Here is a 25,539-nt window from a genome sequence, read left to right as displayed (position 1 = left end):
TGATATCAAATGTGAGATAGGAGATCAATTCAATAATGGGTTCTGATTTTAGTAAAGTCTAAAGTGGTTTTTCATTCAAGCTTTTAGGCATAATCACAACTTCACCGACTTGATTTTCCATTTTTCCTCTCCGCTTGCTTCAGAGAACTTTATATTTTTTTGGCTATATTATTTCTTGGTAATGTATCCACCCTAAGTCATTTAACTTTACTTTGTTCTCCAAATAAATTTCTTCATTCAACACAATACACAGTAAATCAGTAGGTCTTGTCATAGCGACATACGCAACACGTATGTGTTTTTCAACGTGCTCCTCAATGGTGGAACTTTGTTCCCCAATCAAAAATTTAATAATACTTTCATTTGTTCTAGAAAAATAAAAAGTTTCCAAATATAAAGTGGCATTATGCGTTTGTCCTTTAACTCCATGAACACTGTCTAACTCAATTCTTAAGTCATCATATCTGTACATGTTCACTTCTTCTTCATTAACAGCTATTGTTGCAACCAAAGGAGTTCCGTTCATAAATTCATCCTTATATATGTTAACTTTAAAACGGAATAGACGATTCACAATAATGGCTAAAATGTACTTAAAACTAGCTAATACACATTTCCCTTTAGCTATTGCTAAAACTATTCTTGCAAAGTATCTATGCGTCGTTTTATATAATCTCACATCGTTTTCACGTAAATACTTCAAAAATGATACTTTAGAGAAAAGCCTGCCTTCGTCAGTCCTAATATCATTTATTCGCAAGTACTTTAATATTGCTAGAATGAATCTATCATAATACGCCTTTATACCTTCTTTCTCAATTACCGCTCTGTCAAGCATAACTAAGTAACTCTTAAGATCAGAAAAATCTTTGTTTACATTACTCCTAATCTCTAATTTTTCGAATACTGGGAAATAACTCGTAATAGATAGCTCTTCATTTTTGTCCTTTACCATGCCAACTGCTTTAAATATCGCATTATCCAGTTCATTCAACTTATATTTGATAATCAACTTAGCAAAAGATTCAAGTACATGTGATACATCATTATCTTTATAACTGATAATCACTGGCGAAAGTAGGTTTCCTTTTTGTGATTCTCTGCCTTGCATTCCATAAGGTTTTAATGCTACAACATCTGCAACTTTTGCGATACTTTTACTCAGTCTATTACTGTTTTTTATGAATAAAGGATCTTTGGGTTCCCATGAACAGCCTTTATCATCGGATTCATAAATTGTTTGCTGCGGATCACCAAAACATTGGAAAATCATTTTTTCATTGTCAAAAATTTTTTCTAATACTTGCAACTGAAGTAGGCTAGTATCCTGCATTTCGTCTACAAATACAAACGAAAATCGCTCTGAAAAAATACTTTGTAGTTCTCTTGGAAAATCATTTACATACCTATGTGCGAGTCCTTGAAGTTCATTGTAGGAGTATATACCTTCATTTTGAAGTTGATCAATTAATGTAATGTATTCTTTATAAGCATCCGAGTTTGGATTCTTTAAAACAGTAGTTTTTTTGTTAAAAGTGACTTTTTTTATCGTGTTATCTGTGTAATCCAATTCTAAGGATCGTAGTAAATCATCTTTTGCCTTTGCTATTTTAGAATTGTCTTTTGATTCTTTTATTTTTTTATTGAGTCTTCCATAGAGGAAACCATCTAGTTTACTTCCTGAGAATGGAGGATACAGGGACTTATATTTTTTTATTAATCGTAATTTATAATCTACAGGTTCAAAAACTCTTGAAATTCTTCCAGAGTAGTAGTTAACAAACGCAGGATTAGCTAAAAACTTACTGATAAATGAATGTATTGTTCCAACAAAGTTTGGATAAGTGAGTAATTCATTGGCTTTATCACCTAGCCGTTCTTTAATTTCGTCAATCGCTACATTTGTATGAGTTAAAATACAAATTCCTCTATTATTTTTTAAAGGTATATGTCTTGCTAGAATTAATAACTTAGCGAGTAATACTGTAGTTTTTCCACTCCCTGGGCATGCAACTACATCTCTACTCTCCATGCACTTTATAACGTTAACTCTTGGGGTATCAAAACCATTTGGTATATTTAAAACTTTAGCTGCGTATTCAATATCTTCATCTGTTACGGTTAACATTTGCATTATCCTAAGCTCCTGTCACATAATCTATAGCATCAACTAGGTACTTTAGATAACTGTCGCTTCTGATATCTTCTAATTCCTCCAATGTAAAGCTACGTTCATTCAAAATTTCAGAAAAGCATTGAGCAACAACCGCTTTTGAAATGTTTTTCTTCAGTATTACATCTCTAACTATGTTTGAAGCTAGCATGAAGGGTTCATAGGTGCTCCATCCACTAATCTGTGTTTCAGCTTCTTTTAAATAATCACCGATTTCCTTATATGTCTTTGCCGCTCTCCCCTCTGTTAATTCCTTATCTTGATTAGCATAATCCCTTGCCATGAGAATTGAGGCGAACAGTTCTTTTTTTAAGCAACTACAAGCCAAATCGAATTCTAAAGTCCACTCATGAGATATATAAGCTTTTACATTTTGATCGCTATATTTGACTTTCTTTTCAGACTTTATTTTTTGGGGTTTTCTAGCTGGAAGCATGACAATACCACCAGACTCTTTATCGATCTTTGATACTGGCTCGTCACAATCGGTAACTATTGCAACAGGTAACTGCATAATAGGATCTAATTCTCTAATAAATATTTTTGAGTATCTCAACAATGCAGTACTCCCTACATTGACAATGGAAACTCCATTTTTAGCAAAAGATTTTCCTAATTTATCCGCTAATGTAGGAAGCAATAGGTTCTCTGCATCACCTTCGACAATCATAACTCCTTTAGCAAAGAAAAAGTTAGCTTTTGTGGAGTCTAGGAATCTTTCTAAAAATCTATAGTCTCCATTGTGTAGTTTAGTATTACCTTCAGACAAAGAAAACGACTTGCCTTCAGCAAACAAAATTAAATTATTCAATTTGATAACTGAAGCTAATGTGACACTGTGAGTTGTTAATAGTATTTGCATCGGAGATGTGCTACTTTCACTTAATTCTTGAAGGTAATCTATCACTCTTATCTGAGCCTGTGGATGCAAGTGAGCTTCTATTTCCTCAATGAGTGCGAGGTTAATACCTTCAGTTTTTTCAATTTGTAAAAGTAATAACTCAGCCGCAATGTATAGTTGATTAAGGGATCCTAAACCTGATTTCGTAGTAACAAGCAAAAGATCAATTTTCTCTAAGATCATTTTTAGGTTAACTGCAGCAATTTCTATATTTGAACTCAACAAATTTTTGTTATCAGAGAACTTTGATAAGTAAAAATTGATTGATTTTAGAATCTTTTTTTCCTCACTAGTTAGCTCGTCATAATCAAAGTATCTCTTGATTTTTTGATTAGCCTCCTTAATGATTTCAACCAGTCTATGATCTTCACCCGTAGAAAACTCGGGATGTGAATATAATATTTGAGATAATCGTGAGTTTCGTTTAGCAGCAAGTTCATTTTCTGCATCTCTCAATGGTTTAAGATAAATCGTTCTAAGTAAATCACGTGCTTTACTATGTAGTATTTGCCCTTCGCTATCACTTCCTGCATGCACATCGTCAATTAATATCTTTCCTTTAACATCCTTTTTGGCAGTTAGAAAAACACGAAGACTATATTGTTTATCTGAATCAATAGTAATCCACTCTAAAAAATCCTTTGCTTGGTTTACTGAAAACCCCTTAAAGATGCATTCGATTTTCAGTTCATTTGAATCAGCATGAAAATCATCTTTTTCTAGTCTAGAATATTCTCTGCTTTGTGTTAATAATACAAATTTGATTGCATCAATTACTGTCGATTTTCCTGCATCATTTTCACCAATGAGAACATTCAGCCCTTTATTTAAAACGAGAACCAATCCGGGTTCACCATTTGTTCCTTGACCAAACTTTCGAAAGTTTGTAATTCTAACTTCTAAAAGAAACATAGAAAAGCCCCCCCTTTAGTAGATAGTCAACCCACTACATTAGCACTACTGTTTCGTCATTTTCCTTTTCAAATAAAGTAGAGGACTAATAACCTATAGTGATAAGCAGATCAAGGAAAAAGAATTCTATATTATACCCCTGATACCTACTATGATAGGCAGTCCTCTCGAGAGACTGTAAAGCAAATACGATTTTCGTATCCAGCATTTTGTTTTTTTATACTCTAATCTTAGAAGGCTCTTTTACGATCGAATATTAAAACGGATCATTGACCCACCTATTCCATTATTCTGTCATCGTTTCCGTGTCTACATTGATCCGAATATCTCACTGAGAAATATCCCTTCAGCATAATACGTCCTTGCCACTGACCTTTACCCCATCGCAATATTCCAAATAATATAAAAGGACTATATGCCCATGACCAAAGAAACAACTAAGTCACACTCCTACTAAAACCTGCATAAATTTTCTTTATTTCTTACACTATAGCATATTGTTGGAGATATATGGAACAAAAAGACCCTTTAGTAATACCAAGGGCCTAATATTGAATACCGCTTAGATAATATAACTTTTTAGGGAATTTCCTAATTATATAAAATGAGGATAGCAAATCACCCTGAACAAAAAATTAAAAATTGGTTGTTTTTGTTATCTCCTTCGCTTCTCTAATATCCAACACAGGTGCAAAATTACGTGCAGCCTTTTATTTCAGAGGCTCTGAGTTTTTTATTCCACAATCAAATTCACTCAAGCTAAAATTACGTGATCAGTTTATTCAGCTCTCCAAAGAAGCTTATGGTATTACAGATGAACAGCACTATTTAATTCCCTATGAAAGAGGCTATCTTTCCGCTTATCGTCTTTCGGCAGAAAATCCGAAAAAGACTTTGGTTTTATTTGGAGGTTTCGACAGTTATATCGAAGAGCTTTTCCGAATGTCTATGGTATTCAGAGATGCTGGATATGATGTTATTATGTTTGAAGGTCCAGGACAAGGAAGTGTCTTGGACACCTACAATATTCCAATGACACATGAATGGGAAAAACCAGTTAAAAGTTTGCTGGACTATTTCAAGGTTGAAAATGTAACACTTATAGGCCTCTCTTTAGGCGGCAATCTTGTTTTGAGAGCAGCTGCTTATGAACCGAGAGTAAAAAAAGCAATTGCCTATAATATATTAACGGATTTTTATGAAGTGGTAACGCATCAAATCCCCCCTTCCTTCCGGGATAAGATTAATATCATGATGGATGAAGGAGATTCGCAAACCGTAAATGATACCTTAGCTCAATTGATGAAGCAGAGTTTAATGCTAAATGGGCTCTTGCTCAAGGCATGCATGTTACAGGAAGCAACACCCCTTATGACTTCATTAATGGCACAAAGGCCTACAACGCCAATCACTTCTCTCATTTAGTAACTCAGGGTGTCTTGCTGCTTGCAGGACAAAACGATCATTACGTGCCAATCAATCAGCTTACAGATCAAATTTTGATGCTAACAAATGTTCGATCACTTTCAGCAAGAATGTTTACTCCTCATGAAACATCTGCTACTCACTGTCAGATTGGTAATATTGGACTGGCTTTGCAAGTTATTCTAAATTGGATGGAACAAACAGACTAAGTCTTAGAAGCTGCAAACTATAAATTTTATACAAGAGCTCCCTTTGACATACATCACATATGTATGACTATTCAAGGGGGTTTTTGCTACGTCCCCTCTCCCATTTTCCCTATCTCCAAAAATACACATTGAAAATCCCCCAATGAATGGGTCATTCTGTATACTAAATCTCTCTTTTAACCGATAAATACATATGCTGGGTTGTTTATTAAATATCACCTCTCGTCCCTTTATAGCGTACAAACCTTGTTATACATATTTATATTGACTCACCGTTATACTCATCTGCAGCTTCTTTAATCAGAAGCGAATTCAAGATGACGTGCTTTACTTGGAAATACCCATCGCATCTAGAAAGGAGTCTTGAACTCACTTGAGCGTATTATCAGATGGGATCGGATATGAAAGCCTACGCTTTTATGGTCCCTTTCAGCCACTACACATCGAACAACTTCAAATAACACGTGCTATCAACGACCATTCCTTTTTACATATCAGTGGGTTGCTCTCTGAAGAACAAGGAGCTGCATGCATCGGACAGGATATGGAGCAAGAGCCCATTGTGATTCGTCAGTTGAATGATCAGGGACAATCGCTGAGAAGATTGTTCCATGGGATTGTTACGCATATGTCCGTACACTGTGTGCGAGGCGTGTATACATTTGAACTGGAGGCCGCTTCCCATTCGTACCAGATGGATATTAAGCGTAAAAGGCGCTCCTATCAAGATATTCACCGCACCTATGATGATCTGGTCACTGCGCTGGTTCGAAAATATCAATACGGAGATGCCATTGATACGGCAAGCAACTATGCCAAACTGGAGACTTTTGTTTTACAATATGAGGAGACCGATTGGGCGTTTTTAAAACGTCTCGCTTCTCGCTTTGGCTCCGTACTTGTGCCAGAGGTAACCGCAGCCTCGCCCAAGGTTTTCTTCGGGATGCCCGAAGGCAAGCAGCATAAGGTGGAGCGAGATGTATTTTATCGAGTACGAAAAACGTTTCATGAACTGGATACGGAAAAGCCAGGCGAACGTGCTGGCTCGTATATCACCTATATGATCGAAAGCCTGCAATACTATGCGCTGGGCGACCTCATCACGTTACCCATTGGACAAGGCAAAGAACTGGTCGTGGTTCGAGCCGTGACCACACTAACGGATGGCTTACTGCGCACTCGCTATGATCTTCAAGCCGAACAGGATATCCGCTATGCCCGCTATGAAAACGATCAGGCCACCGGGATTTCGTTGACAGGAACGATACTGAAGGTACAGCAGGATTTTGTACAGCTTCAACTGGACATTGACCCGAAGCAAGATCCTTCCAAAGCCTGCTGGTTTCCAGTGGTCACCCGTTATGTCGCCGAAGAACATAGCGGCTGGTACGATATGCCTGAAGTAGGAGAACAGGTGGAATTGTATCTGCCTACCCACCGCGAACAAGATGCCTATGTAACGGATTCACTGCGACAACAACGCCACACCAATGGTCAGCCGAATGTGAAGGTATGGCAACATGTGCAAGGTAGCGGCGTAGAAATGTCTGAGCATGAACTGACCCTATCCACCTCCGGTGAATTTTCCATTACACTGCATGAAAGTAGCGGAATTACGATCGACAGTCCGGGGAATGTGCAGATTCAGGGTGGTCACGTGAAGCTCGATGCTGGCGAGGAGCTTTCACTGGAAGCTGGAACGGCGCTATATCTAAAAGGCGGAGCCAGCGGCATGGTACTAGATGGTGAGACGGATACCAAAGCTCCAGTGATATATCAGGAAGGTACGGTGAAGGCTCCTGTTTTCGTGACTGACCTCCCTCCTGTGCCTGAGCCGCCACTCATGAGCATCAAAGCATACGAGGCGGCGCAAGCTCCATCAGCTACTAAGACATCAAGCAGCACTCCTACCGCCAAAGTGACAAGTCCGGCTGCACTTCAACAGGCCAACTCTTTGTTGGGTACGGTGTCCAAGCTATTAGGCTCCATTCCAGTGATGGGAAAAGTGGCTGGCGTTGTTGCGGGAGCTTTAGGTGGACCTGCGGCGGGTGTCATTCTGAAAGCAACCGCAATGATCCCCGTTCGGAGCAAAGGAACTGCTACGATTGGAGGCGGAAAGGGGAACGGTATTCATCCGTTGAAACACTTGGCTGGTCTAGCACTCCAAGGATTGATTAACCAGTATGAACATGATCAAGCGAGACAAGCCTACTATAGCAAGTGGATTCTTGGGAAAGTGTTTACGAGTGCACGTCATATAGCGCATTCCGGTGGCCCACTGGAACTGGTTCAAAACCTGCTGAAAGAGTCTAATGCAATGGTTCATGCGTATCAGCAGATTCCTATAGATCTGAGACAACGCTGGAGAGCCAATTATGACAGCTACATGGCAGCTGAAAAAGCCAAAGTATCCTATAATTTTGATGAGTATGATAAAGAATTTATGGGTACTATGTGGGTCCTCAGTAAAAATGGAGTTACCGATCAGAAAGCAGCCCAAGCCACTCTTGCCTATAACGAAGCTATCAAAAATGGAGAAATCAAATTACATCACGAACCAGAAAATGTGGATATTTTCGTAGAACAGATTAAAGCAGCTAAAGAAGGAAAGAACTATTGGACAGGCGAAGAAATACCAAAATGGCAGGCAAATGCAATTATAATCAGTAGCGTATTTTCTGAATTTCAGATGGTTGGAAGTTTATACGGTGCTAAATTTGGCAGGAATATAAAGATACCTTCTAAATCAATTAAAGCTCCAAAAGTTAATGTTGAAACACCGGGGACAGGAGTAATTAAAGTATCTCCGGCCGAACAAATAAAACAGCGAGTATTACAAAACATCGCTCAGAGCAAAGCTGCAAGGGAAGCATCAAAGTTTGGGGATTATTCAATTAAAGAAAAGCTTACCTTTGATGATATTAAGAAACGACAGGCGTTAGAGGGGACGGGTAACCCTAACAGAATACCTAACTCCAAAATTCCAAAACAAGTTGGTTATGGAGAAACAGATTTAAGTGCAATGACGAAAAAGTATCGAATTGAAAATCAAATATTCGATTTAAGAAATCTAGTAGTAGCGGAAATTGAAATAGACGGTGTTCGTTTTCAGAAGGTTTTTGAAAGCACAGAAAGATCAGTAGTAAAGCCGAGTGGAAAAGTAGAAGTAAAAAAGGTCCATTCTGAAAAGGTTTTGGTTGAAGAAAAAATTGCCGCTGAAAAAAACGGGCAGACGTATATAGTTCATCGAGTTTATACTGAAAGAGAACCATGCATCCTTGGTGGTCATAATTGTAAAGAGCTACTTTCTAAGGAATTACCTGATGCTGAAGTAACTTATAGTGTTGAGTATGGGGATAAGGCTTCAAGAGATCGAGGCAATACTGGTTTAGCCCAAGAACTTGAAAAGTTAAAGGAGTGATAGTATGGATTATGATATTCGAGAAATTCGTGAATATTATGACTCAGAAATACGAGACTATGATTTTAATGAATTGGTAGGTCTTGGAGTAAGTCGTGAAAATGCTGACTTTATGATTGACATTGGAGTACCAGAAGAATTTGATGATTTTGTATTTTATGAACTGAATGATTTTAAAAAGTTGTTAATTGGTGAGGTACAATTTATCAAAATCGGTCATTATGCTTCATACGGATATGGACTTTACTTAAAAGAAGGTGAGGGTGGGCTTTTTACTAGTTCTTCTTTTCATCATCCATTTGTTTACATGCTTAATAAGAACTTAAGAACATTTTTTTTGTTTCAATTAATTAGGCAGGAATTGTCATCGGAAATGAGACAACGAGAGATATATACTTCATACAAATATGCAATTGAACTACGAAAGCTTTATGAACAGATTGACCCAGCTGCATTGAAGGATGTTGAAGGATATTGGTCACATTTGATAGAAGACTATGAAACTGGATTATAAAACCATATAAATAGACCCATGGAAACTATTCAAAAGAGTCTGTAAAAATTTTCATACCGTATGTAAAATTAAACGCCATAATACGTGCTAGCCGCGTGTTGTGGTTTCTTTTTATCCGCTGCAATAAGTTAAACAATACAAAAGTATAAGTTGCGGCTGCTCAAAAAGCCCCCCCAGTGCCGCATGAACCCATCATCCATCCATGAACACATCTAACCCATGTAATATCCGTATAAAGATTTCGACATTTTGATTGTACGTCAGACATTTTTAAATTAAATTATTTATTGATTTTTTACGGTAAAGCTTTAGAGAAATTAGAAAGTTCAACTAAACAGACAATTAAAGAAATTTTAATGGTGATTAACGATGACGATCCAGATTTATATTTAGATAGGGCTAATTCTCTATTAGAAAAATTAAGTTAAAAAGGGGGGTCTGGCTGAATTGTATACAAATAGTTAGCCCTATAACAGATTTCACAAAAATAATGTCGTGATCACGATCACGTTTTAGACTGTAAATTTAAGTTAAAATACAAACAATTTTAATTTGATTTCATCTAGAACCAAAGATACCGTGACCGATCACAAAGAAAAAACAAGGAAGTGTACAAAGATGAAAAGAACTGATTTACCTCTTGTTTATTCATGTTCTGGATGTTCCTCCGCAGCACAAACCGCTAACATGATCGCTATACAAATGGATCGAGAAAAAGTCGCTGAAATGTCCTGCATAGCTGGTGTTGGTGGTGATGTCAAACCACTTGTCAGAACAGCAAAATCGGGACGTGACATCATTGCAATTGACGGCTGTCCCTTGTCCTGTTGCAAGAGTTGCTTAGCAAGGCATGATGTTCAACCCAAACACCATTTCCTGCTGTCTGACTTTGACGTACCCAAGATAATAGGAGAAGATCCTAACCCCGATCATTATAGGAATGCTTACACACAAATCTTAGAACAAATTGGACAATAATTCTTAGTCAAAATTAAGGTGTGTATCGAAAGATGGCTCACCCATTTTTTTATTCCTTTGAGGTGTTGGTACAATATACAGTAAAAGTATAGTTGGCTCTTATTAACAATATAAGTAAATTAGTTTTTACTGGTGGCTCCTATCGCATCTTTAAGGGCCACCAGTATTTTTTTACTCCCAGTTTAATCCAGAGTCATTTTTTAAATTTTTAAGTAGCTCATGCAACATCTGGCAAAGCGTTTTTCGAACACTTTTCTTACAAGTACTAAACATTTATTCTCTTTTTTTAATTATTTTCAGATAACTAAGGTTCCCCCTCCTATATTACAAGCTCCCCCGCTCCTTGCTGCCTTGTAAAATTACTCGTCGTTACCATCCAAGCAACACAGCAACTATGTACCTGCTTACCAGCCTTGAGTTGGAGTACTATATCATTCTCAACATCACGTTTCCAGCATTTGCACTGAACGGCGATTTTATAGCTCTCTTTGCCTTTGAGAATTACTTTGCGTAATAGCGAAGAGCCTAAAAATAAACGTAATGATGAAATCGGTGAATATCACAATATGACAACAGATGTTATATTATACTTGATTGAAGTTAAGCAAAGGAGATGCTTATAATGAATCAAGAACCAAGTCAGCAATTAGGTGAGATTATTGAGCAGTTCATACATTCATTTATAGCAGAAAATAACAATATTCGATCCCGAAAAGTAATCAACACTGCAGATGGGGATACAATAGCTCATTTAAGGGGAATTGGTTTTCCGAAAAAAGGAAGACCGATACAAGAGGTCGTCGATGAAATGAGGAAAAACGTCTATCCTCACCAAACCTTCATGCAACACCCTCGCTTTTTCGCATTGGTTCCTGGTCCAATGTCTCTTTACTCGTGGTTAGGAGATATCATGACCAGCGCTTATAATACCCATGCCGGAAGCTGGATGCTGAGTTCGAGCGCAAGCCTTTTAGAGGGGGAAGTGATCCGGTGGATGTGTGACCAAGCAGGATATCCCAATACTGCTGGAGGCTTATTTCTGTCGGGCGGATCGCTGTCGAATTTGACCGCTTTAGCGGCTGCACGCAATGCAAGGTTATCCGAGCAGGAATATGCCATTGGAACTGCTTATGTTTCAGATCAAACTCATTCATCGGTCGCCAAAGGGTTACGCATCCTCGGATTCCGTGGTGATCAAATCAGAAAGATTCCAAGTGATAAAAATTTTCGTATGGATGTTTCAGCCTTAGAAAAAAAAGTAATGGATGATCAGGCGGCTGGCATGAAGCCTTTTGCGATCATTGCCACGGCTGGCACAACCAATACGGGAAGCATTGACCCGTTGAACGAAATTGCTGACCTATGTGAAAAACATAACATTTGGTTACACGTGGATGGAGCTTACGGTGCATCGATTTTGGCTTCTTCGAAATATAAGCCCCTTTTGAGCGGTATATCGCGTTCAGATAGCATTACCTGGGATGCACATAAATGGTTAATGCAGACATATTCCTGTAGCGTAGTTTTAGCCAAAGAAAATCAACAGCTTAGAAACTGCTTCAGCACACATCCAGAATATTTGAAAGATGCCGAGACTAATGAAGAATATATTAATTATTGGGATCTGGGCCCTGAATTAACGCGGCCTGCTCGAAGTTTGAAACTATGGGTGACACTACAGGCTTTAGGAACTAATGCTGTCGGTGAAGCCATAGAGCATGGAGTTCAACTCGCAGAATGGGCTGAAGATGAAATCAAAAAACATAATCATTGGGAAATTGTATCCCCCGCACAGTTAGCGATTGTTAATTTTCGATATGCGCCAACTGGATTATCTGAGCAAGAATTAGATTCACTCAATAAAAGGATCTCCCAAGAAATGATGACAAACGGATACGCCTCTGTGCTTACGACACAACTTAATGGAAAAACTGTTCTCCGAATCTGTGCAATTCACCCAGACACTACGGAACATGAGATAAGGAATACAATTCAGCTTTTATCGAATATAGCACGCTCATTGAATGAGACAAAAGCCTTTTTGTGATGAAAAATCTTGAAATGAAATGCTACGCTTTCTGTAAATGAATAAAAATGCTCAACATCACACAAATAAAAGGGGCTCGCGGCCCCTCTTTACCGTTTCTCCCTACCTCTTCCAAATTAATGTCCTTGTTCAGTAAAAATGAACAGCACTCAATCCTAAAACGTTTTTTTGGAATGCAGGAACATATTCAAATTCCCCTCTATCCCTCGTACATCAATGCTTCTTATCTCGATATATTACTACCACGCACTCTACATGTATCGAGACGATGGTAAGGATATACCTCTCGCTTAAGTTGAAAATACTTGCTTTGAAGAACAATACACCATACTAAAAATCTGGTAAACAAATTCTCAAACCGACTTTCTAGGTAGGTATACATTTTTAACGAAAAATAAGTGTTTGATTAAATAGCAAATCATTTCTCTTTAAGTAATTACCATTAAAAGTAATAGGAACCGAGGTTCCATTGAAGTAATCTCTCTTATTGTCATGTTTTATAGCATGAACATGAAGATGCGGCTCACTACTGTAACCTGAGTTCCCTACTTTCGCAATTTCCTGTCCAACCTTGACAAAATCATTTTTCTTGACTAATAGACTATTTTTCTTCAAGTGTAACAACAGAATATTATATCCTTGGTGTTTGATGATAATCATATTTGTAGTACTACGGCCCAGGGAGTTTGGGACATTATCTTCTACTCCATCCACAACTTCGATAATTCTACCCTCAACCGGACTATATACTGAATCATTATAAATGGGATAGGATTTTAAAGATTCAGGATTATCAAATATCCCTTTTCTTGAACCTAACGGGGTGAGCTTAGTTATATCCACCGCATATTTCAGAGTACGATGCGAAAAGTGATAGTTCATAGATGAACTCATTCCACCATTCACTACCTCGTAAGCCCCTCCTTTCAAAGGGAACGCTAAATCGACTGCATCTTCGTGTTTAGGAGTGGATGTAATGTATGAAATACTAAATAAAATACATATAAAAACTTGATATATTGCTAATAAACCATAAAGAGAAAGGAATATTCGTGTTTTTCTATTTAAGCCATTAAATTTAAAAGAGCGTAAAGTAACCATTTGACGGAATAAGGAACATCCAAACAATACGATGCAAACCGGTCGTAAATAATAGCTAATTTCTGTCCAATCATTTATGAATAAAATCATGAACGTATATGCACTTGTAAACAAAGTGTGTATATACCACGAAATACGATTTTTAAATGGAAAGTAAGCCATGATCCAGTAAAGTATAAGCGGAATCAGCAGCATTTTTACAAAATAAAAAAACATTCAATTTCTTCCCTTGTCATATGATAATTTGCTTCTTACCTCTTCTTGAAATGCAGTATCCGTTAATAATTTGTAAAAAAACAAATCCAGCTTCTGCTTGAGCCAAATATGATCCACCCCAGAATCATCTTGAATAAACATGGCTAGTTGAATGTCATTTCCTTCCCGATCCGTACAATATAAAGCCTCTGTTAGAACAGAAATGGTAGATCCACCTTTGTTTCCAAACTCTATTAACTTGGAGTTATCCACTTGTCGCTGAATTAGCATCTTTAGATATGGATTTATAGTAGAAGGAACCAACTCCCCCTTGTGTATAAGCTTCATGAGGTAAGCATACTCTTTAGTCGTTGAACGAGGAAGCTTGCGCGATTCCAGCACTTGAAGCTTTCGTACATAATTCTGCCTGGTGTTCCATTTCTGAATACATTCTATCCCCTGATCACGATTTAAAATCTGATGAATTTCAATAGATTTTTTCATATATTCCTCGTAGCTCATCTCACTTATCTTTTGTATCGACTCTTTAAAGCCTATGTTTTCGGTCTCTTGGATATAAGGAGACATGAATCCCGCAGATGAAAAAGGAAAGATTTTATCATGGGAAGAAAGTGAGAGCTTCATAATATTCTTATTTATCTTATCCAAACCCATTTTCGCCATCAGAAATTCTGTATTGGCATTGGAACTATATGCTAACATGCCGTGAGTAATATCCAATAACGTAATTTTCCCTCGAACCTCTTTATGGTTTGAGCGAATGGATTTGATCCAGTTATGATGAGCGTTACCATCGGAACCAGGGATATAAAATTTATTTAATTCCTCTAAAGGAACAAGTTCCTGCTCGTCTAATATTTCCGCCGCAACTTGGCGAGCAAATTCGATAGCAATGATCACTTTGACCGTGCTGGCAAGCGGCATTTTAACTTCTGAGTTATAGCTGATTTTCTCCATACCATTTTTGATCATAAACAAGGATGCTTTACTCGGATTTTCCTTCAAAAAACTTAGAACATCCATTTCTGTTTTCTTATTATTTTGGCGCTTCGCAATGAGCAAAAACAGGATACATATGAGAACAAATATTAAAATTATAGCTACTAACAATAAAATTATTTTCATACTTTGCTCCTTAATGGACACGCTTAGGCTGAAGTTCACATAAGTCGTCACAGTTCCCCACGGGAATCACTTTTCTTTTAGAAGCTATATAATCATACAAATAACCACCAATACCCATTTTTTCGAAAATAATTATAAAGGGAACCGCCCACCAAAGATACGGTATTCTTGTACAAATTTGTGCAATAGAGTCAATTCCACGTTGTATTTTACTGGAATCATTCATTGAGAAACTATGCATTCGCCTTTCTAATTCATTAACATCTAATTTGTATGCTTGAACCAATGAAGAATTCCGAAAACTAACAAGCCGTAGCATTCTAAAATAATCTAGCTTGTACAAATTGTCTTTTATATTTGTACAGACAGGACACCAACCATCATAGAAAACCAGAATTTGTTTGTGTTGAAAACTTACATATCCTAATTTTCTTGTTTTTCTTCGAATTGTAATTGATATTTTCCTGAAACTGATCTTTATAAAATGGTATAACTTTTTATATTCTCGATCCGTAAACAACAATAATTCCATAACAATCATAATTAGTGAAAACGTCAGTAAGCCCATGCCTATACCGATTCCTGCATGAAACAATATCATAGCAATAACTACAAACGGTTTAAGGCTTTTATTAATTACAGCAAAAGGAAAAGCTATTTTAACAATTATAGATAAATAAGTGAATAAAATGGTGAGTCCAACATAATGGTTAACCATATAATCCAAAATAGGTCTGCTAAACTCTCTCACCTGAGAGATATAATAAAGTGCCGTTCCGTTTTGCCACATTTCTCCCATAAGCTGATACATTCCTGAGAAGAAATAAACAATACACAGTTGTATAATACAAAAAAGTACTGCAAAATTGTGAATTATTATGGATAACTTATAAATCAAAGACTGCTTCGAGCCTTTTCCATGTAAGCTATTCAATTTAGAATCAAAAGAGAAATATGCAGTATTATTAGAGAATAGGAGAAAAAACATATTTACTATCAGTAAATTGTCTCCTCCGTCACTTATATGAAAAGAACGAACATACAGTGAATAAAAAAATAGATAGGTCAGAATTGAAAAAAGGCGGCCTTTGTATCCAATTAAATAAAAAATAGTAACCACAATTCCTAAATGATAGATAAAGTCAAAAAATAAAGGTGATGAATTCAAATTATATAAAGACCATGTTAATGACTTGTACCCAGCAGAATATATATTAATTCCAGATTCGTGCCAAAAAAAATATCTTTGTTTATAATGAATAAAATAATTGAAAAGTAATATCAACCCGATACATATCCGAAGGATACTTGTGCCAATAAGAAAGCGTTCATTCATAAAAAAATTACGGTAATTCAACAACATCCTTTACAACTCCTTTCCAACCATATACGACATTATCTTCTTTCACTTTAAAATGAAGATCATCTCGCTTTGAATATGGAATTGCATCCGATATTGAGGTCATAAACTGGACATCGGTTATTTCATGTTTCAAAAACTCTCTTTTCGCAAACGCAGAGGCATAGCGGTATATGATTTGTTCAACTTGATCCGAATCCTTTTCTAAAGAAGCATTTATTTCTTTGGCGACATTATCTTTTTTAGATATTTTCTCCATTAATTTATATGTTAGATCATCTTTTCCTCCTATATATAATTGATGTATGTATCCACTTCCAATTCTGAGCATCCTATTATAAGGTGAAAATACTGTCGTCTCATTCGTCCTGATCATAGGTTCAGTAACATCATACCAATTGCTTATAACAGTTTTGGTACTGCCCTCCCCCTTATACTTCACACGTACATATAATTTTAGATTTTGAGTCATAGGCTGGGGAGCAAATAGATGCCAGTTTTGTTGAAAAAACCGTCCAACATAGTTATCAGTTACTGATTTCAATGAAACAGAGACCGGGTTAAGCGGTCCAGCGTGAAGAAAAATAAAGAAGAAATGAACCATCAAGAACAACGATAAAGAGAATAACGTAGCATTTAAAATAAACGCTTCACTTCTTTTTTTCATTTAAGCAATCACCTCTTTTAAATAACATCAGGGAGAGAGAAATATAAAAATCTGATCCTCTCCCTGATGTTTCAGCTATTTATCAAAAATTACATCTGCATTCTCTACATCACTACTAGAAGCACCTGTACCTAATAGACTTCCTAAGCGGGTCGCTTCCCTCAAAGCATCCTTGTTAGCTTCATAAGCTGCTTTACCAACTTGTACTGCTTTACGAGCAAGGGATGCTATTGCTTGAGGCTCAACAGCAGCACCATTTGCATTCACGCTAATTAAAGGAGAAGAATTTCCAGAGGAAACGTCATAATCAGAAGCGTAAGAAGCGCTTAAACTTACAGTAGAGAAGGCTGTGATGGCTAAAGCTAGACTAAGTATTGTTAATTTTTTCTTCATAGATAATTCCTCCTAAGATGGTTAGTAACAAAATAATTTCAATTCCTTAGTTTATGACTTTTTTATCATAAATACTATTATTCAATATAATTACTTAATATATCACTCCCTTCCATATTTTATATCTTATTTTCCCTTGCCAAAAATCATAAGCATAAATTTTTAGTAATTAAAATTAAAAATTATTTCGGATTATATCCTATTCCAGCAGGTGTCGCGCTTCATTTTAAAATCCATCAAAAGAAGAAAACAGCAATGTCTACAAGTTACAACAAACTCTGTGCCTTAAATAGTTTTATGTCTACATTTGGTCTACAATAAGGGTGACTAAAAGCAAAAACCCGCTCAATGAGCGGGTTTCAGTATAGAGACATGGGGATTTGAACCCCTGTTCCAAACTTTTTGATATACATTAAAATTGCTACTCCTCAAACTCTACGACCCAAGATTTAAAGAGCAATTAGTTTTACCCATTTCAAAACTATCAAGCATTATTTCTTAATGTCAACATGTAATGTTCCATTGATCGTAGTTGAATTTACTGTAGCTCCCAGAACTTCCGAAACAAATCTAAGAGGTACCATAACCCGATTTGGATATTCCGGCATAATGGGAGCACTCGGCATCATCTTTTCTTCATCGTTCACGTATGCAACTTTGCTACCCACGGTTAATCGTATAATTGTACCATTCTTCGATTTAATTGTAACTTCTTGTGTAGGCATGTTCCATGAGACAGACTCTCCTAGCCCTTCAATTATGAATTTAATAGGAACATATACGGTGTTTGTGGATCTCTCTATATACGGACTGACGTCTGTCGTCAAGGTGCTATTATTTTCGTTTGTGGCTCTCTCTAGAAATGGATCTAATGTCAAAGCGCTGTTATTTACAGAAACTTCAACATTATAACTAAATTTAGATCCCGCATGTGCTCTCTCAACTGAGACTAAAGAAACGAACACAAAGATAACAGCTAAGGGTAAAATTATACGTTTTAACATGGTTTACCTCTCTCTATTTATCGACTAGACCCTCATTGAGGAGCTAAAACACCACCTATGCATCCTGTATTCAATCTTTCCTTACTGACAGTGAACAGCGCTCAACATGCCTTATGTGGTGATAAAGATGCCGTATTTTCCGCCAACTAATTGCCACCAGAATTTCGATTACATCATTTTAGCAGATTGTCACTTTAATACATTTTACCAAAAAAGTTATTGCATTTATTCTCCACTAAAGCTTTTAGCCCATTCAGCAACCCTACGACTACTTTCTTCTTCTGACAAATCCTCGATTCTGGTCATAATAGACCATCTTACTCCGCAAGGATCCAATATACTTCCGAATCGATCACCTGAAACAAAGTTTGTAACTGGTTCCCTTACTTTCGCTCCTCTTGCTACCGCATTTTCAATGACCTGATCAGCATTCATGACGTAAATTCCGAAAGAATAACACGCATTGTCTTCATCTGGCGGCAAGACCAATTGATATGCCGGATTCGCTGCTCCCAGCTGCAAAAAACCATTTCCAAAATCTAATTCCGCATGAACAATTATTTTATTGCCATTCTCATCAGGATATTCAGTAATATCCTTAACCCTTGCATTGAAAACCGTTGTATAGAACTCTATTGCTTCCGAAGGATTCTTCACTGTAATAAAAGGGGTAATAGATGTAAAGCCGTTGGGCATTCCATTCTTTGTATATTTACCTGACACTCCCGTATATTCTCTGCTTTCAGTCATTTTAACTCCTCCTTTAAATGATCGTAATAGTTCAATTTTATGCTTATACCTTCATTGGATTGAATTCATCAACTCATAGTAATATTTGGATTCACGAGTTTTGTTAAGACTATACCAGGCTTCTAATGTTTTTGAAGAAAACACACCCAGAGCTTTTAAGACATGTACAGAAAACTCCAACGGAGCTGTTCCAGATGCAGTGATCAGTTTTCCATCCGTTACAGCAGACTCCACTTTGTAATAATTTTCGCCCGTGTAGTTGGGACAGATCATTTTAAGGTATTCCAGATCATTGCTTGTATGCCAACGTGAATTCAGCAATCCTGCCTGGGCAAGTCCCATGGTAGCACCACAAATCGCTGCAACCCATATCCCTTCCTCTAAACACCTCTCAGCTATTTTTAAGATGGGTTGGTGAATGGTTTCTGTCCATGTATCTCCACCGGGTAAAATCAATGTATCTGTGCTTTCAATTTTGCACTCATCCAGTTTGATATCTGGCAGGATTTTCAATCCGCCCATTGTAGTTACAGGAGTCTTTTCAATTCCCACGGTAACTATTTTGGATGGGACCAGCCCCTTTTTATAATATCTCCCCGAGTTCAGTTCGGCAGTTAAGTAACCGATCTCCCAATCTGCCATGGTGTCAAACACATAAAGATATACTGTATTATTCATTTGCAAATTCTCCTCATTTTATAATTCATCGAGTGATACCAATCATCCTTCGGTAATCAATGATTATCATCATTATAAAAAAGCTTCACTGACATCTGCTGTCAGTGAAGCTTTTAACGTTGATAATATTCCATTAACTCCGACGCAACAGCAACAAGTTTTCCCTTCAAACTCTGTGGTTCGATGACTTGAATGGATTTCCCATAGGGTAAGAGTAAATAAGGGACATATGTATGAAGTGATTTTTCCTCAAGCAAAAAGATGGCTTGATTGGATGTCCTCTCTTTCAGATGATGCCCCAAAAACCAATGCAGACATAAGTCATCCAATGCCTCTGACCTGCCTCCGATAGTTAAAGAAATTAAACTGTCCTTGCCCACTAAATCAGGTAATAGATTTTGCATAAAAAATTCACGGGCTGAAAAAGCTTCAGAACGCTTAAATATGATTGGAGTACGCTTGATTTGTAGAATTCGATCTGCCCGAAAGCAACGGATCTCATTTCTTAGGTGACAAAATGCAACAGTATACCATTTATTGTTCCAGTAGACCATTCCATAGGGGTCTATCACCCTATTCTTGGGTTGCTCTTCATGGCTTGTGCGATAATCTATTTCTACAGAGAATTCGTTGGCTACAGCCTGCTCCAATTCCGCCAATATCGGCTGAAGAGAAGGGTCTCCCATGCGGTTAATAACTTCAAATCCGGCTAAATGACGGCTAAGTATACTTTCCTGCTCTTGATTCGAATACATTTTCAATTTTGATGTCGCATTGTCTAATGCCTCACTCAAAGGGTATCCAGCTTCTTTTGCAAAAATAGCAGCATGAAGTAGTGCTTTTTTTTCTTCAATATCAAATAGTAAAGGCGCTCTGATAAAATTATTCAGCAGGCTATACCCGCCATTATGACCTGTGTCGGATATTATAGGCACTCCACTGGCACAAAGTGCATCAATATACCGATAAACTGTCCTTATATTTATTTCTAACTTTTCGGATATTTGTTTTGCAGTCATCTTTACGCCCGAATTCAGCATCCATAGAATGGCCAGCATATTATCGTTTTTTGGCATAACATAAACCCTCATCTTTCATTTAAGCTCAATCTTTTATAAATATCTTTTGATACTCCCTCTTACCATCTATTATATGCTTTTTCTGCTCAAAACTCCCCTCCCATATCTTCTGCTTCCAGAAATACACATTGTAAATACCGCTTCTAATGGTTCATTCTGTAAACTAAATCTCTCTTTTAACCGATAAATACATATGCTGGGTTGTTTATTAAATATCACCTCTTGTTTCTTTATAGCGTACAAATATTGCATTGCATTACTATTTTGACTCACTGTTGTACCCATCTGCTGCTTCTATAATCAGAAGCGAATGCAAGATGGCGTGCTTTACTTGGAATTACCCATCGCATCTAGAAAGGAGTCATGAACACACTTGAGTGTATTATCAGATGGGATCGGATATGAAAGCCTACGCTTTTATGGTCCCTTTCAGCCCCTACACATTGAAAAACTTCAAATAGCACGTACCATTAACGATCATGCCTTTTTACATATCAGTGGCATGCTCTCCGAAGAACAAGGAGCTGTATGCATCGGACAGGATATGGAGCAAGAGCCCATTGTGATCCGTCAGTTGAATGATCAGGGACAATCGCTGAGAAGGCTGTTCCATGGGATTGTTACGCATATGTCCGTACACTGTGTGCGAGGAGTGTATACATTTGAACTGGAGGCCGCTTCCCATTCGTACCAGATGGATATTAAGCGTAAAAGGCGCTCCTATCAAGATATTCACCGCACCTATGATGATCTGGTCACTGCGCTGGTTCGAAAATATCAATACGGAGATGCCATTGATACGGCAAGCAACTATGCCAAACTGGAGACTTTTGTTTTACAATATGAGGAGACCGATTGGGCGTTTTTAAAACGTCTCGCTTCTCGCTTTGGCTCCGTACTTGTGCCAGAGGTAACCGCAGCCTCGCCCAAGGTTTTCTTCGGGATGCCCGAAGGCAAGCAGCATAAGGTGGAGCGAGATGTATTTTATCGAGTACGAAAAACGTTTCATGAACTGGATACGGAAAAGCCAGGCGAACGTGCTGGCTCGTATATCACCTATATGATCGAAAGCCTGCAATACTATGCGCTGGGCGACCTCATCACGTTACCCATTGGACAAGGTAAAGAACTGGTCGTGGTTCGAGCCGTGACCACATTAACGGATGGCTTACTGCGTACTCGCTATGATCTTCAAGCCGAACAGGATATCCGATATGCCCGTTATGAAAACGATCAGGCTACCGGGATTTCGTTGACAGGAACGGTACTGAAGGTACAGCAGGATTTTGTACAACTTCAACTGGACATCGACCCGAAACAAGATCCTGCCAAAGCCTACTCGTTTCCCGTAGCCACCCGTTATGTCGCGGAAGAACACAGTGGCTGGTACGATATGCCTGAGATTGGGGAACAGGTGGAGTTGTATCTGCCTACCCACCGCGAACAAGATGCCTATGTCACGGATTCACTGCGACAACAACGCCACACAAATGGACAGCCGAATGTGAAGGTATGGCAACATGTACAAGGTAGCGGCGTAGAAATGTCTGAGCATGAACTAACTCTATCCACCTCCGGTGAATTTTCCATTACACTGCATGAAGGTAACGGCATTACGATCGACAGTCCGGGGAATGTGCAGATTCAGGGTGGTCACGTGAAGCTCGATGCAGGCGAGGAACTTTCGCTCGAAGCTGGAACGGCGCTGTATCTAAAAGGCGGAGCCAGCAGCATGGTACTGGATGGTGAGACGGATACCAAAGCTCCGGTGATATATCAGGAAGGTACGGTGAAAGCTCCTGTTTTCGTGGCCGACCTCCCTCCTGTACCTGAGCCGCCATTGATGAGTATCAAAGCATATCAGGCAGCACAAGCTCCATCGACAGCTAAGACATCATCAAGCAGCACTCCTACCGCCAAAGTAACAAGTCCGGCTGCACTTCAACAGGCCAACTCTTTGTTGGGTACGGTGTCCAAGCTATTAGGCTCCATTCCAGTGATGGGAAAAGTGGCTGGTGTTGTTGCGGGAGCATTAAGTGGACCTGCGGCGGGTGTGATTCTGAAAGCAACCGCAGTGATCCCTGTTCGGAGCAAAGGAACCCCTACGATTGGAGGCGGTAAGGGGAACGGCATTCATCCGTTGAAACACTTGGCTGGTTTAGCAGTGCAAGGGTTGATTACTCAATACGAGCATGAGCAAGCGAGACATGCCTACTATAGCAAATGGATTCTAGGAAAAGTGTATACAAGCGCACGTCATATAGCCCATTCCGGTGGCCCATTAGAGCTGATTCAAAACTTGCTGTCAGCATCAAAAACTATGGTTCATGCCTATCAACAGGTACCTAAAAGTGTTAAAGATAGAATGCTGAGGGAATATAAAGAACAAGAAAAAGCTAGAACTGAAGCTGCCCTTAAAGCAAAAAAAGAAGCTGCGCCACCAGAGCTGACAGAAGAAGACTACGAAAGAATCTGGCAGGATTATCTTAGGGCAGCATATACCGAAGACTTTACACCCAAACTTAAACCGGGGAGTTATCGAGGAGAAGATGGTCTTGTACGTACTCGTGACGGTAAACCGGATCGCCAATACTATAGTGAATGGAAACATAATTATCCCGGCGATTTCTTCATGCTAACTAGGAAGCAAGGAGTATCTGAAGAAGAGAAGAAATGGATGTTCTATGCTATTATCACAGAAAACCCTCTTATGTTTGGTGGTCGAGGGGGGATAGACCATACTAAAGAATTAAAGGGGATACTTTCAAAACTGGGTAGAGGAAAAGGGTTCTTTAATATTTCTTCTGGAGTAAGTGCAAAAGTAAGAGTCCAGGAATTATTAGCGAGACAACAAATAGAAGCTAGAGAAAACATAGCTAACCCAAAAAATAACCAAACTCTTGAAACCAAAGGCTACAAACCACAACCAAATGAAAGGTTAACAACGAAAAACCAATATAAACAACAGGATCAACAGGCAAGGAAAACGCTACGAGAGACTGCCTCCAAGGCAACTAGAGAAGAAAATAGTAAAATTCAAAAGAAGGTCATATATAATGTAGCTAAGAGTACAAATACAAGAAAATCCTCAAATATAAAAGAATATTTAAAAAAGGAAAAAGAAATTGTTAAATCATCAATAACAGCAACTCCCGAGTTGGAGACTCATATAAAACATAGAGAGTTTGTGGATAAGAACGGAAAAGAGCACCCAAACAAAAAAGGAATCGTTGGTGCACACAATAGTGAGGAGTTTTATAAAAATGATGTAAAAGTAGTAAACGAGTATAAAGTTTATGACGTGAATGGTAATGAAGTAAGGGGAGTTAAACAAGTAGAGTATAGCATGCCTGAATTAGATCCTAAAACAAGACAACCGACTGGTACTTATAACAAGAAGGTGCTAAAGAAAACTATTTATGATCCTAATGTTATATCTGATAAAAAATATATTGAGAGAGGTATCGAAGCTGCGAACAATGCTTTAACAAAGGAGACGTCAGGAACTTTACCTCGTGTTTGGATGGGAGTAGATTCAAAAGGAGTATCATGGGTCGGATATTATGAAGATGGAAGAATAACATCGTTATTCCCAACCACACCTTAGGAGGAATGAAAAATGAAAAATATTTTAAATTCTGAAGATTTGATTAGTATTGAACACTTGCCATTGGAAGGGCTGGTGAATTTTTGCTACTTATCAAATTCATTTAAAGATGCAATGAAGTATTTAAGTAGGGAAGTAGGTTTTGGGACAGATTTCGGCGGTTTTACCTTTTGGAGTGATCTTGATGAAAGTGATAAAAGTTTATATCATGAAGAGTTCAAAGGTATTGAAATCGAGTACGGAGATGATTCGATAATTATTGCTTATGAAAATCTATATTATTATTTTAAATTAGCAGCAAAGAGATACATTGAAAAAAATCCGCAAGATGAGCAAGAAATCGAAAAGTATCTTAAAGAAATGAGAAGTAACCTAAATGTAGAGCAGGAAAATTGATTTATAAATTTTATAAGAATTAACTATCAGTATGTATATTGTATAACACCATATGTATAAAGATTTCTCCATTTTGATAGTACGTACAATTTATACCCCAAATAACGCAATAGCATTACATTGAACAGGTCGACTATGGTCAGATACCACCATGATTGACCTGTTTTATGTTATATTCGTTTTTTTCACAGTTTTTCAAAATCCTTCAAACTGTAGAGTATACCTCCCCGATAGGGAGAGTGAAAGGATAATACTGCAACATCCAAGCAATATAGGCCAAAAACTATAGTGCAAGGATTAGAATAGTTCCGCAACAATCAGAACAGCATCCGTATTAGACTTTACTGCTAAGTGCATATTTGCTTGAGTATAATATATAAAACTTATTCCAATAGAGTTAGGGTTGGAGTTATCTAAACGTATAGAGAGATAGCAACTTTCCCTGATAATATGCTACAACCATAATTTTAAGGAGGATATTTAATGTTTGAAGAAAAAGTAAGAGCAATCTTGGGTGCACGGGCATTACTTGATGATAACGATCCAAGAATAGAATAAAAATGGGATGAATTAATTAATTTAC

At 37.8% G+C, this 25,539-nt stretch carries 19 protein-coding genes; 7 read left to right on the top strand and 12 right to left on the bottom strand.

What is annotated here, in order from left to right; all coding sequences use genetic code 11:
* Positions 1-163: 163 nt before the first annotated feature.
* Positions 164-2,134, bottom strand: coding sequence for a UvrD-helicase domain-containing protein (locus tag MHB54_RS20795; protein WP_053325905.1), 1,971 nt, complete (start codon positions 2,132-2,134; stop codon positions 164-166).
* A 4-nt stretch (positions 2,135-2,138) separates the two neighbouring features.
* A complete protein-coding gene (locus MHB54_RS20790) occupies positions 2,139-3,986 on the bottom strand; it encodes an ATP-dependent nuclease (RefSeq protein ID WP_053325906.1) in 1,848 nt (615 codons plus the stop codon).
* Between the two features lie 642 nt (positions 3,987-4,628).
* Here MHB54_RS20790 and MHB54_RS20785 point away from each other — a divergent pair.
* The 4 genes from MHB54_RS20785 (at position 4,629) to MHB54_RS20770 (ending at position 10,533) form a co-directional block, all read left to right on the top strand.
* Positions 4,629-5,411 (top strand): alpha/beta fold hydrolase, encoded by a 783-nt coding sequence (locus MHB54_RS20785; protein ID WP_053325907.1) that lies wholly within the window; start codon positions 4,629-4,631, stop codon positions 5,409-5,411.
* 582 nt (positions 5,412-5,993) lie between these two features.
* Positions 5,994-9,041, top strand: a complete 3,048-nt coding sequence (locus tag MHB54_RS20780) for a nucleic acid/nucleotide deaminase domain-containing protein (protein ID WP_340981896.1) — start codon at positions 5,994-5,996, stop codon at positions 9,039-9,041.
* A gap of 4 nt (positions 9,042-9,045) precedes the next feature.
* Positions 9,046-9,555: a hypothetical protein gene (locus MHB54_RS20775; protein WP_053325908.1), complete on the top strand. Its 510-nt coding sequence runs from the start codon at positions 9,046-9,048 to the stop codon at positions 9,553-9,555.
* A gap of 618 nt (positions 9,556-10,173) precedes the next feature.
* On the top strand, positions 10,174-10,533 hold the full coding sequence (locus MHB54_RS20770; protein WP_053325909.1) for a putative zinc-binding protein: 360 nt from the start codon (positions 10,174-10,176) through the stop codon (positions 10,531-10,533).
* A gap of 319 nt (positions 10,534-10,852) precedes the next feature.
* Here MHB54_RS20770 and MHB54_RS20765 read toward each other — a convergent pair whose 3' ends face one another.
* Positions 10,853-11,008: a restriction endonuclease gene (locus MHB54_RS20765; RefSeq protein ID WP_264454811.1), complete on the bottom strand. Its 156-nt coding sequence runs from the start codon at positions 11,006-11,008 to the stop codon at positions 10,853-10,855.
* Positions 11,009-11,155: 147 nt separating this feature from the next.
* Here MHB54_RS20765 and MHB54_RS20760 point away from each other — a divergent pair, with 147 nt between their 5' ends.
* On the top strand, positions 11,156-12,580 hold the full coding sequence (locus tag MHB54_RS20760; protein ID WP_245240363.1) for a pyridoxal phosphate-dependent decarboxylase family protein: 1,425 nt from the start codon (positions 11,156-11,158) through the stop codon (positions 12,578-12,580).
* Between the two features lie 384 nt (positions 12,581-12,964).
* Here the strand turns inward: MHB54_RS20760 and MHB54_RS20755 are convergent, their stop codons facing one another.
* From MHB54_RS20755 to MHB54_RS20715, 9 genes are all read right to left on the bottom strand, one after another.
* Complete coding sequence (locus tag MHB54_RS20755) at positions 12,965-13,771, bottom strand: M23 family metallopeptidase (protein WP_264454695.1); 807 nt, start codon at positions 13,769-13,771, stop codon at positions 12,965-12,967.
* Between the two features lie 126 nt (positions 13,772-13,897).
* On the bottom strand, positions 13,898-15,022 hold the full coding sequence (locus tag MHB54_RS20750) for a serine hydrolase (protein WP_034095077.1): 1,125 nt from the start codon (positions 15,020-15,022) through the stop codon (positions 13,898-13,900).
* 10 nt (positions 15,023-15,032) lie between these two features.
* Entirely contained in the window at positions 15,033-15,821 is a 789-nt protein-coding gene (locus MHB54_RS28755; RefSeq protein WP_254347599.1) for a DCC1-like thiol-disulfide oxidoreductase family protein, read from the bottom strand.
* 544 nt (positions 15,822-16,365) lie between these two features.
* The gene (locus tag MHB54_RS20740) at positions 16,366-17,049 is read right to left on the bottom strand and encodes a DUF5819 family protein (protein ID WP_028542218.1); all 684 of its coding nucleotides are present in this window, start codon (positions 17,047-17,049) and stop codon (positions 16,366-16,368) included.
* Between the two features lie 75 nt (positions 17,050-17,124).
* Positions 17,125-17,442: a hypothetical protein gene (locus tag MHB54_RS20735; RefSeq protein WP_028542217.1), complete on the bottom strand. Its 318-nt coding sequence runs from the start codon at positions 17,440-17,442 to the stop codon at positions 17,125-17,127.
* 491 nt (positions 17,443-17,933) lie between these two features.
* Positions 17,934-18,446 (bottom strand): copper amine oxidase N-terminal domain-containing protein, encoded by a 513-nt coding sequence (locus MHB54_RS20730; protein ID WP_028542216.1) that lies wholly within the window; start codon positions 18,444-18,446, stop codon positions 17,934-17,936.
* A gap of 225 nt (positions 18,447-18,671) precedes the next feature.
* Entirely contained in the window at positions 18,672-19,196 is a 525-nt protein-coding gene (locus MHB54_RS20725; RefSeq protein ID WP_264454693.1) for a VOC family protein, read from the bottom strand.
* 51 nt (positions 19,197-19,247) lie between these two features.
* A complete protein-coding gene (locus tag MHB54_RS20720) occupies positions 19,248-19,874 on the bottom strand; it encodes a type 1 glutamine amidotransferase family protein (protein WP_264454692.1) in 627 nt (208 codons plus the stop codon).
* Between the two features lie 113 nt (positions 19,875-19,987).
* Entirely contained in the window at positions 19,988-20,950 is a 963-nt protein-coding gene (locus tag MHB54_RS20715; protein WP_264454691.1) for a helix-turn-helix transcriptional regulator, read from the bottom strand.
* Positions 20,951-21,326: 376 nt separating this feature from the next.
* On the opposite strand from MHB54_RS20715, the gene MHB54_RS20710 reads away from it, so the two are divergent.
* Both MHB54_RS20710 and cdiI read left to right on the top strand, forming a co-directional pair.
* Positions 21,327-24,560, top strand: coding sequence for a contractile injection system protein, VgrG/Pvc8 family (locus MHB54_RS20710; RefSeq protein ID WP_340981886.1), 3,234 nt, complete (start codon positions 21,327-21,329; stop codon positions 24,558-24,560).
* A gap of 12 nt (positions 24,561-24,572) precedes the next feature.
* Entirely contained in the window at positions 24,573-24,956 is a 384-nt protein-coding gene (gene cdiI / locus MHB54_RS20705; RefSeq protein WP_049828469.1) for a ribonuclease toxin immunity protein CdiI, read from the top strand.
* Positions 24,957-25,539: the final 583 nt, after the last annotated feature.

Source organism: Paenibacillus sp. FSL M7-0802 (genome assembly GCF_038004945.1).
GTDB classification, from domain to species: Bacteria; Bacillota; Bacilli; order Paenibacillales; family Paenibacillaceae; genus Paenibacillus; species Paenibacillus polymyxa_B.
Note: the sequence above shows the minus strand (reverse complement) of the source record. Positions and strands in the feature narration are given on the sequence as shown.

What these genes read in the sequence shown, in the direction of transcription:
- MHB54_RS20795 (WP_053325905.1), bottom strand. Translation starts at nt 2,134, where the DNA reads ATGCAAATGTTAACCGTAACAGATGAAGATATTGAATACGCAGCTAAA.
- MHB54_RS20790 (WP_053325906.1), bottom strand. Translation starts at nt 3,986, where the DNA reads ATGTTTCTTTTAGAAGTTAGAATTACAAACTTTCGAAAGTTTGGTCAA.
- MHB54_RS20775 (WP_053325908.1), top strand. Translation starts at nt 9,046, where the DNA reads ATGGATTATGATATTCGAGAAATTCGTGAATATTATGACTCAGAAATA.
- MHB54_RS20770 (WP_053325909.1), top strand. Translation starts at nt 10,174, where the DNA reads ATGAAAAGAACTGATTTACCTCTTGTTTATTCATGTTCTGGATGTTCC.
- MHB54_RS20760 (WP_245240363.1), top strand. Translation starts at nt 11,156, where the DNA reads ATGAATCAAGAACCAAGTCAGCAATTAGGTGAGATTATTGAGCAGTTC.
- MHB54_RS20755 (WP_264454695.1), bottom strand. Translation starts at nt 13,771, where the DNA reads ATGATTTTATTCATAAATGATTGGACAGAAATTAGCTATTATTTACGA.
- MHB54_RS20750 (WP_034095077.1), bottom strand. Translation starts at nt 15,022, where the DNA reads ATGAAAATAATTTTATTGTTAGTAGCTATAATTTTAATATTTGTTCTC.
- MHB54_RS28755 (WP_254347599.1), bottom strand. Translation starts at nt 15,821, where the DNA reads ATGGGAGAAATGTGGCAAAACGGAACGGCACTTTATTATATCTCTCAG.
- MHB54_RS20740 (WP_028542218.1), bottom strand. Translation starts at nt 17,049, where the DNA reads ATGAAAAAAAGAAGTGAAGCGTTTATTTTAAATGCTACGTTATTCTCT.
- MHB54_RS20735 (WP_028542217.1), bottom strand. Translation starts at nt 17,442, where the DNA reads ATGAAGAAAAAATTAACAATACTTAGTCTAGCTTTAGCCATCACAGCC.
- MHB54_RS20730 (WP_028542216.1), bottom strand. Translation starts at nt 18,446, where the DNA reads ATGTTAAAACGTATAATTTTACCCTTAGCTGTTATCTTTGTGTTCGTT.
- MHB54_RS20725 (WP_264454693.1), bottom strand. Translation starts at nt 19,196, where the DNA reads ATGACTGAAAGCAGAGAATATACGGGAGTGTCAGGTAAATATACAAAG.
- MHB54_RS20720 (WP_264454692.1), bottom strand. Translation starts at nt 19,874, where the DNA reads ATGAATAATACAGTATATCTTTATGTGTTTGACACCATGGCAGATTGG.
- MHB54_RS20715 (WP_264454691.1), bottom strand. Translation starts at nt 20,950, where the DNA reads ATGCCAAAAAACGATAATATGCTGGCCATTCTATGGATGCTGAATTCG.
- cdiI (WP_049828469.1), top strand. Translation starts at nt 24,573, where the DNA reads ATGAAAAATATTTTAAATTCTGAAGATTTGATTAGTATTGAACACTTG.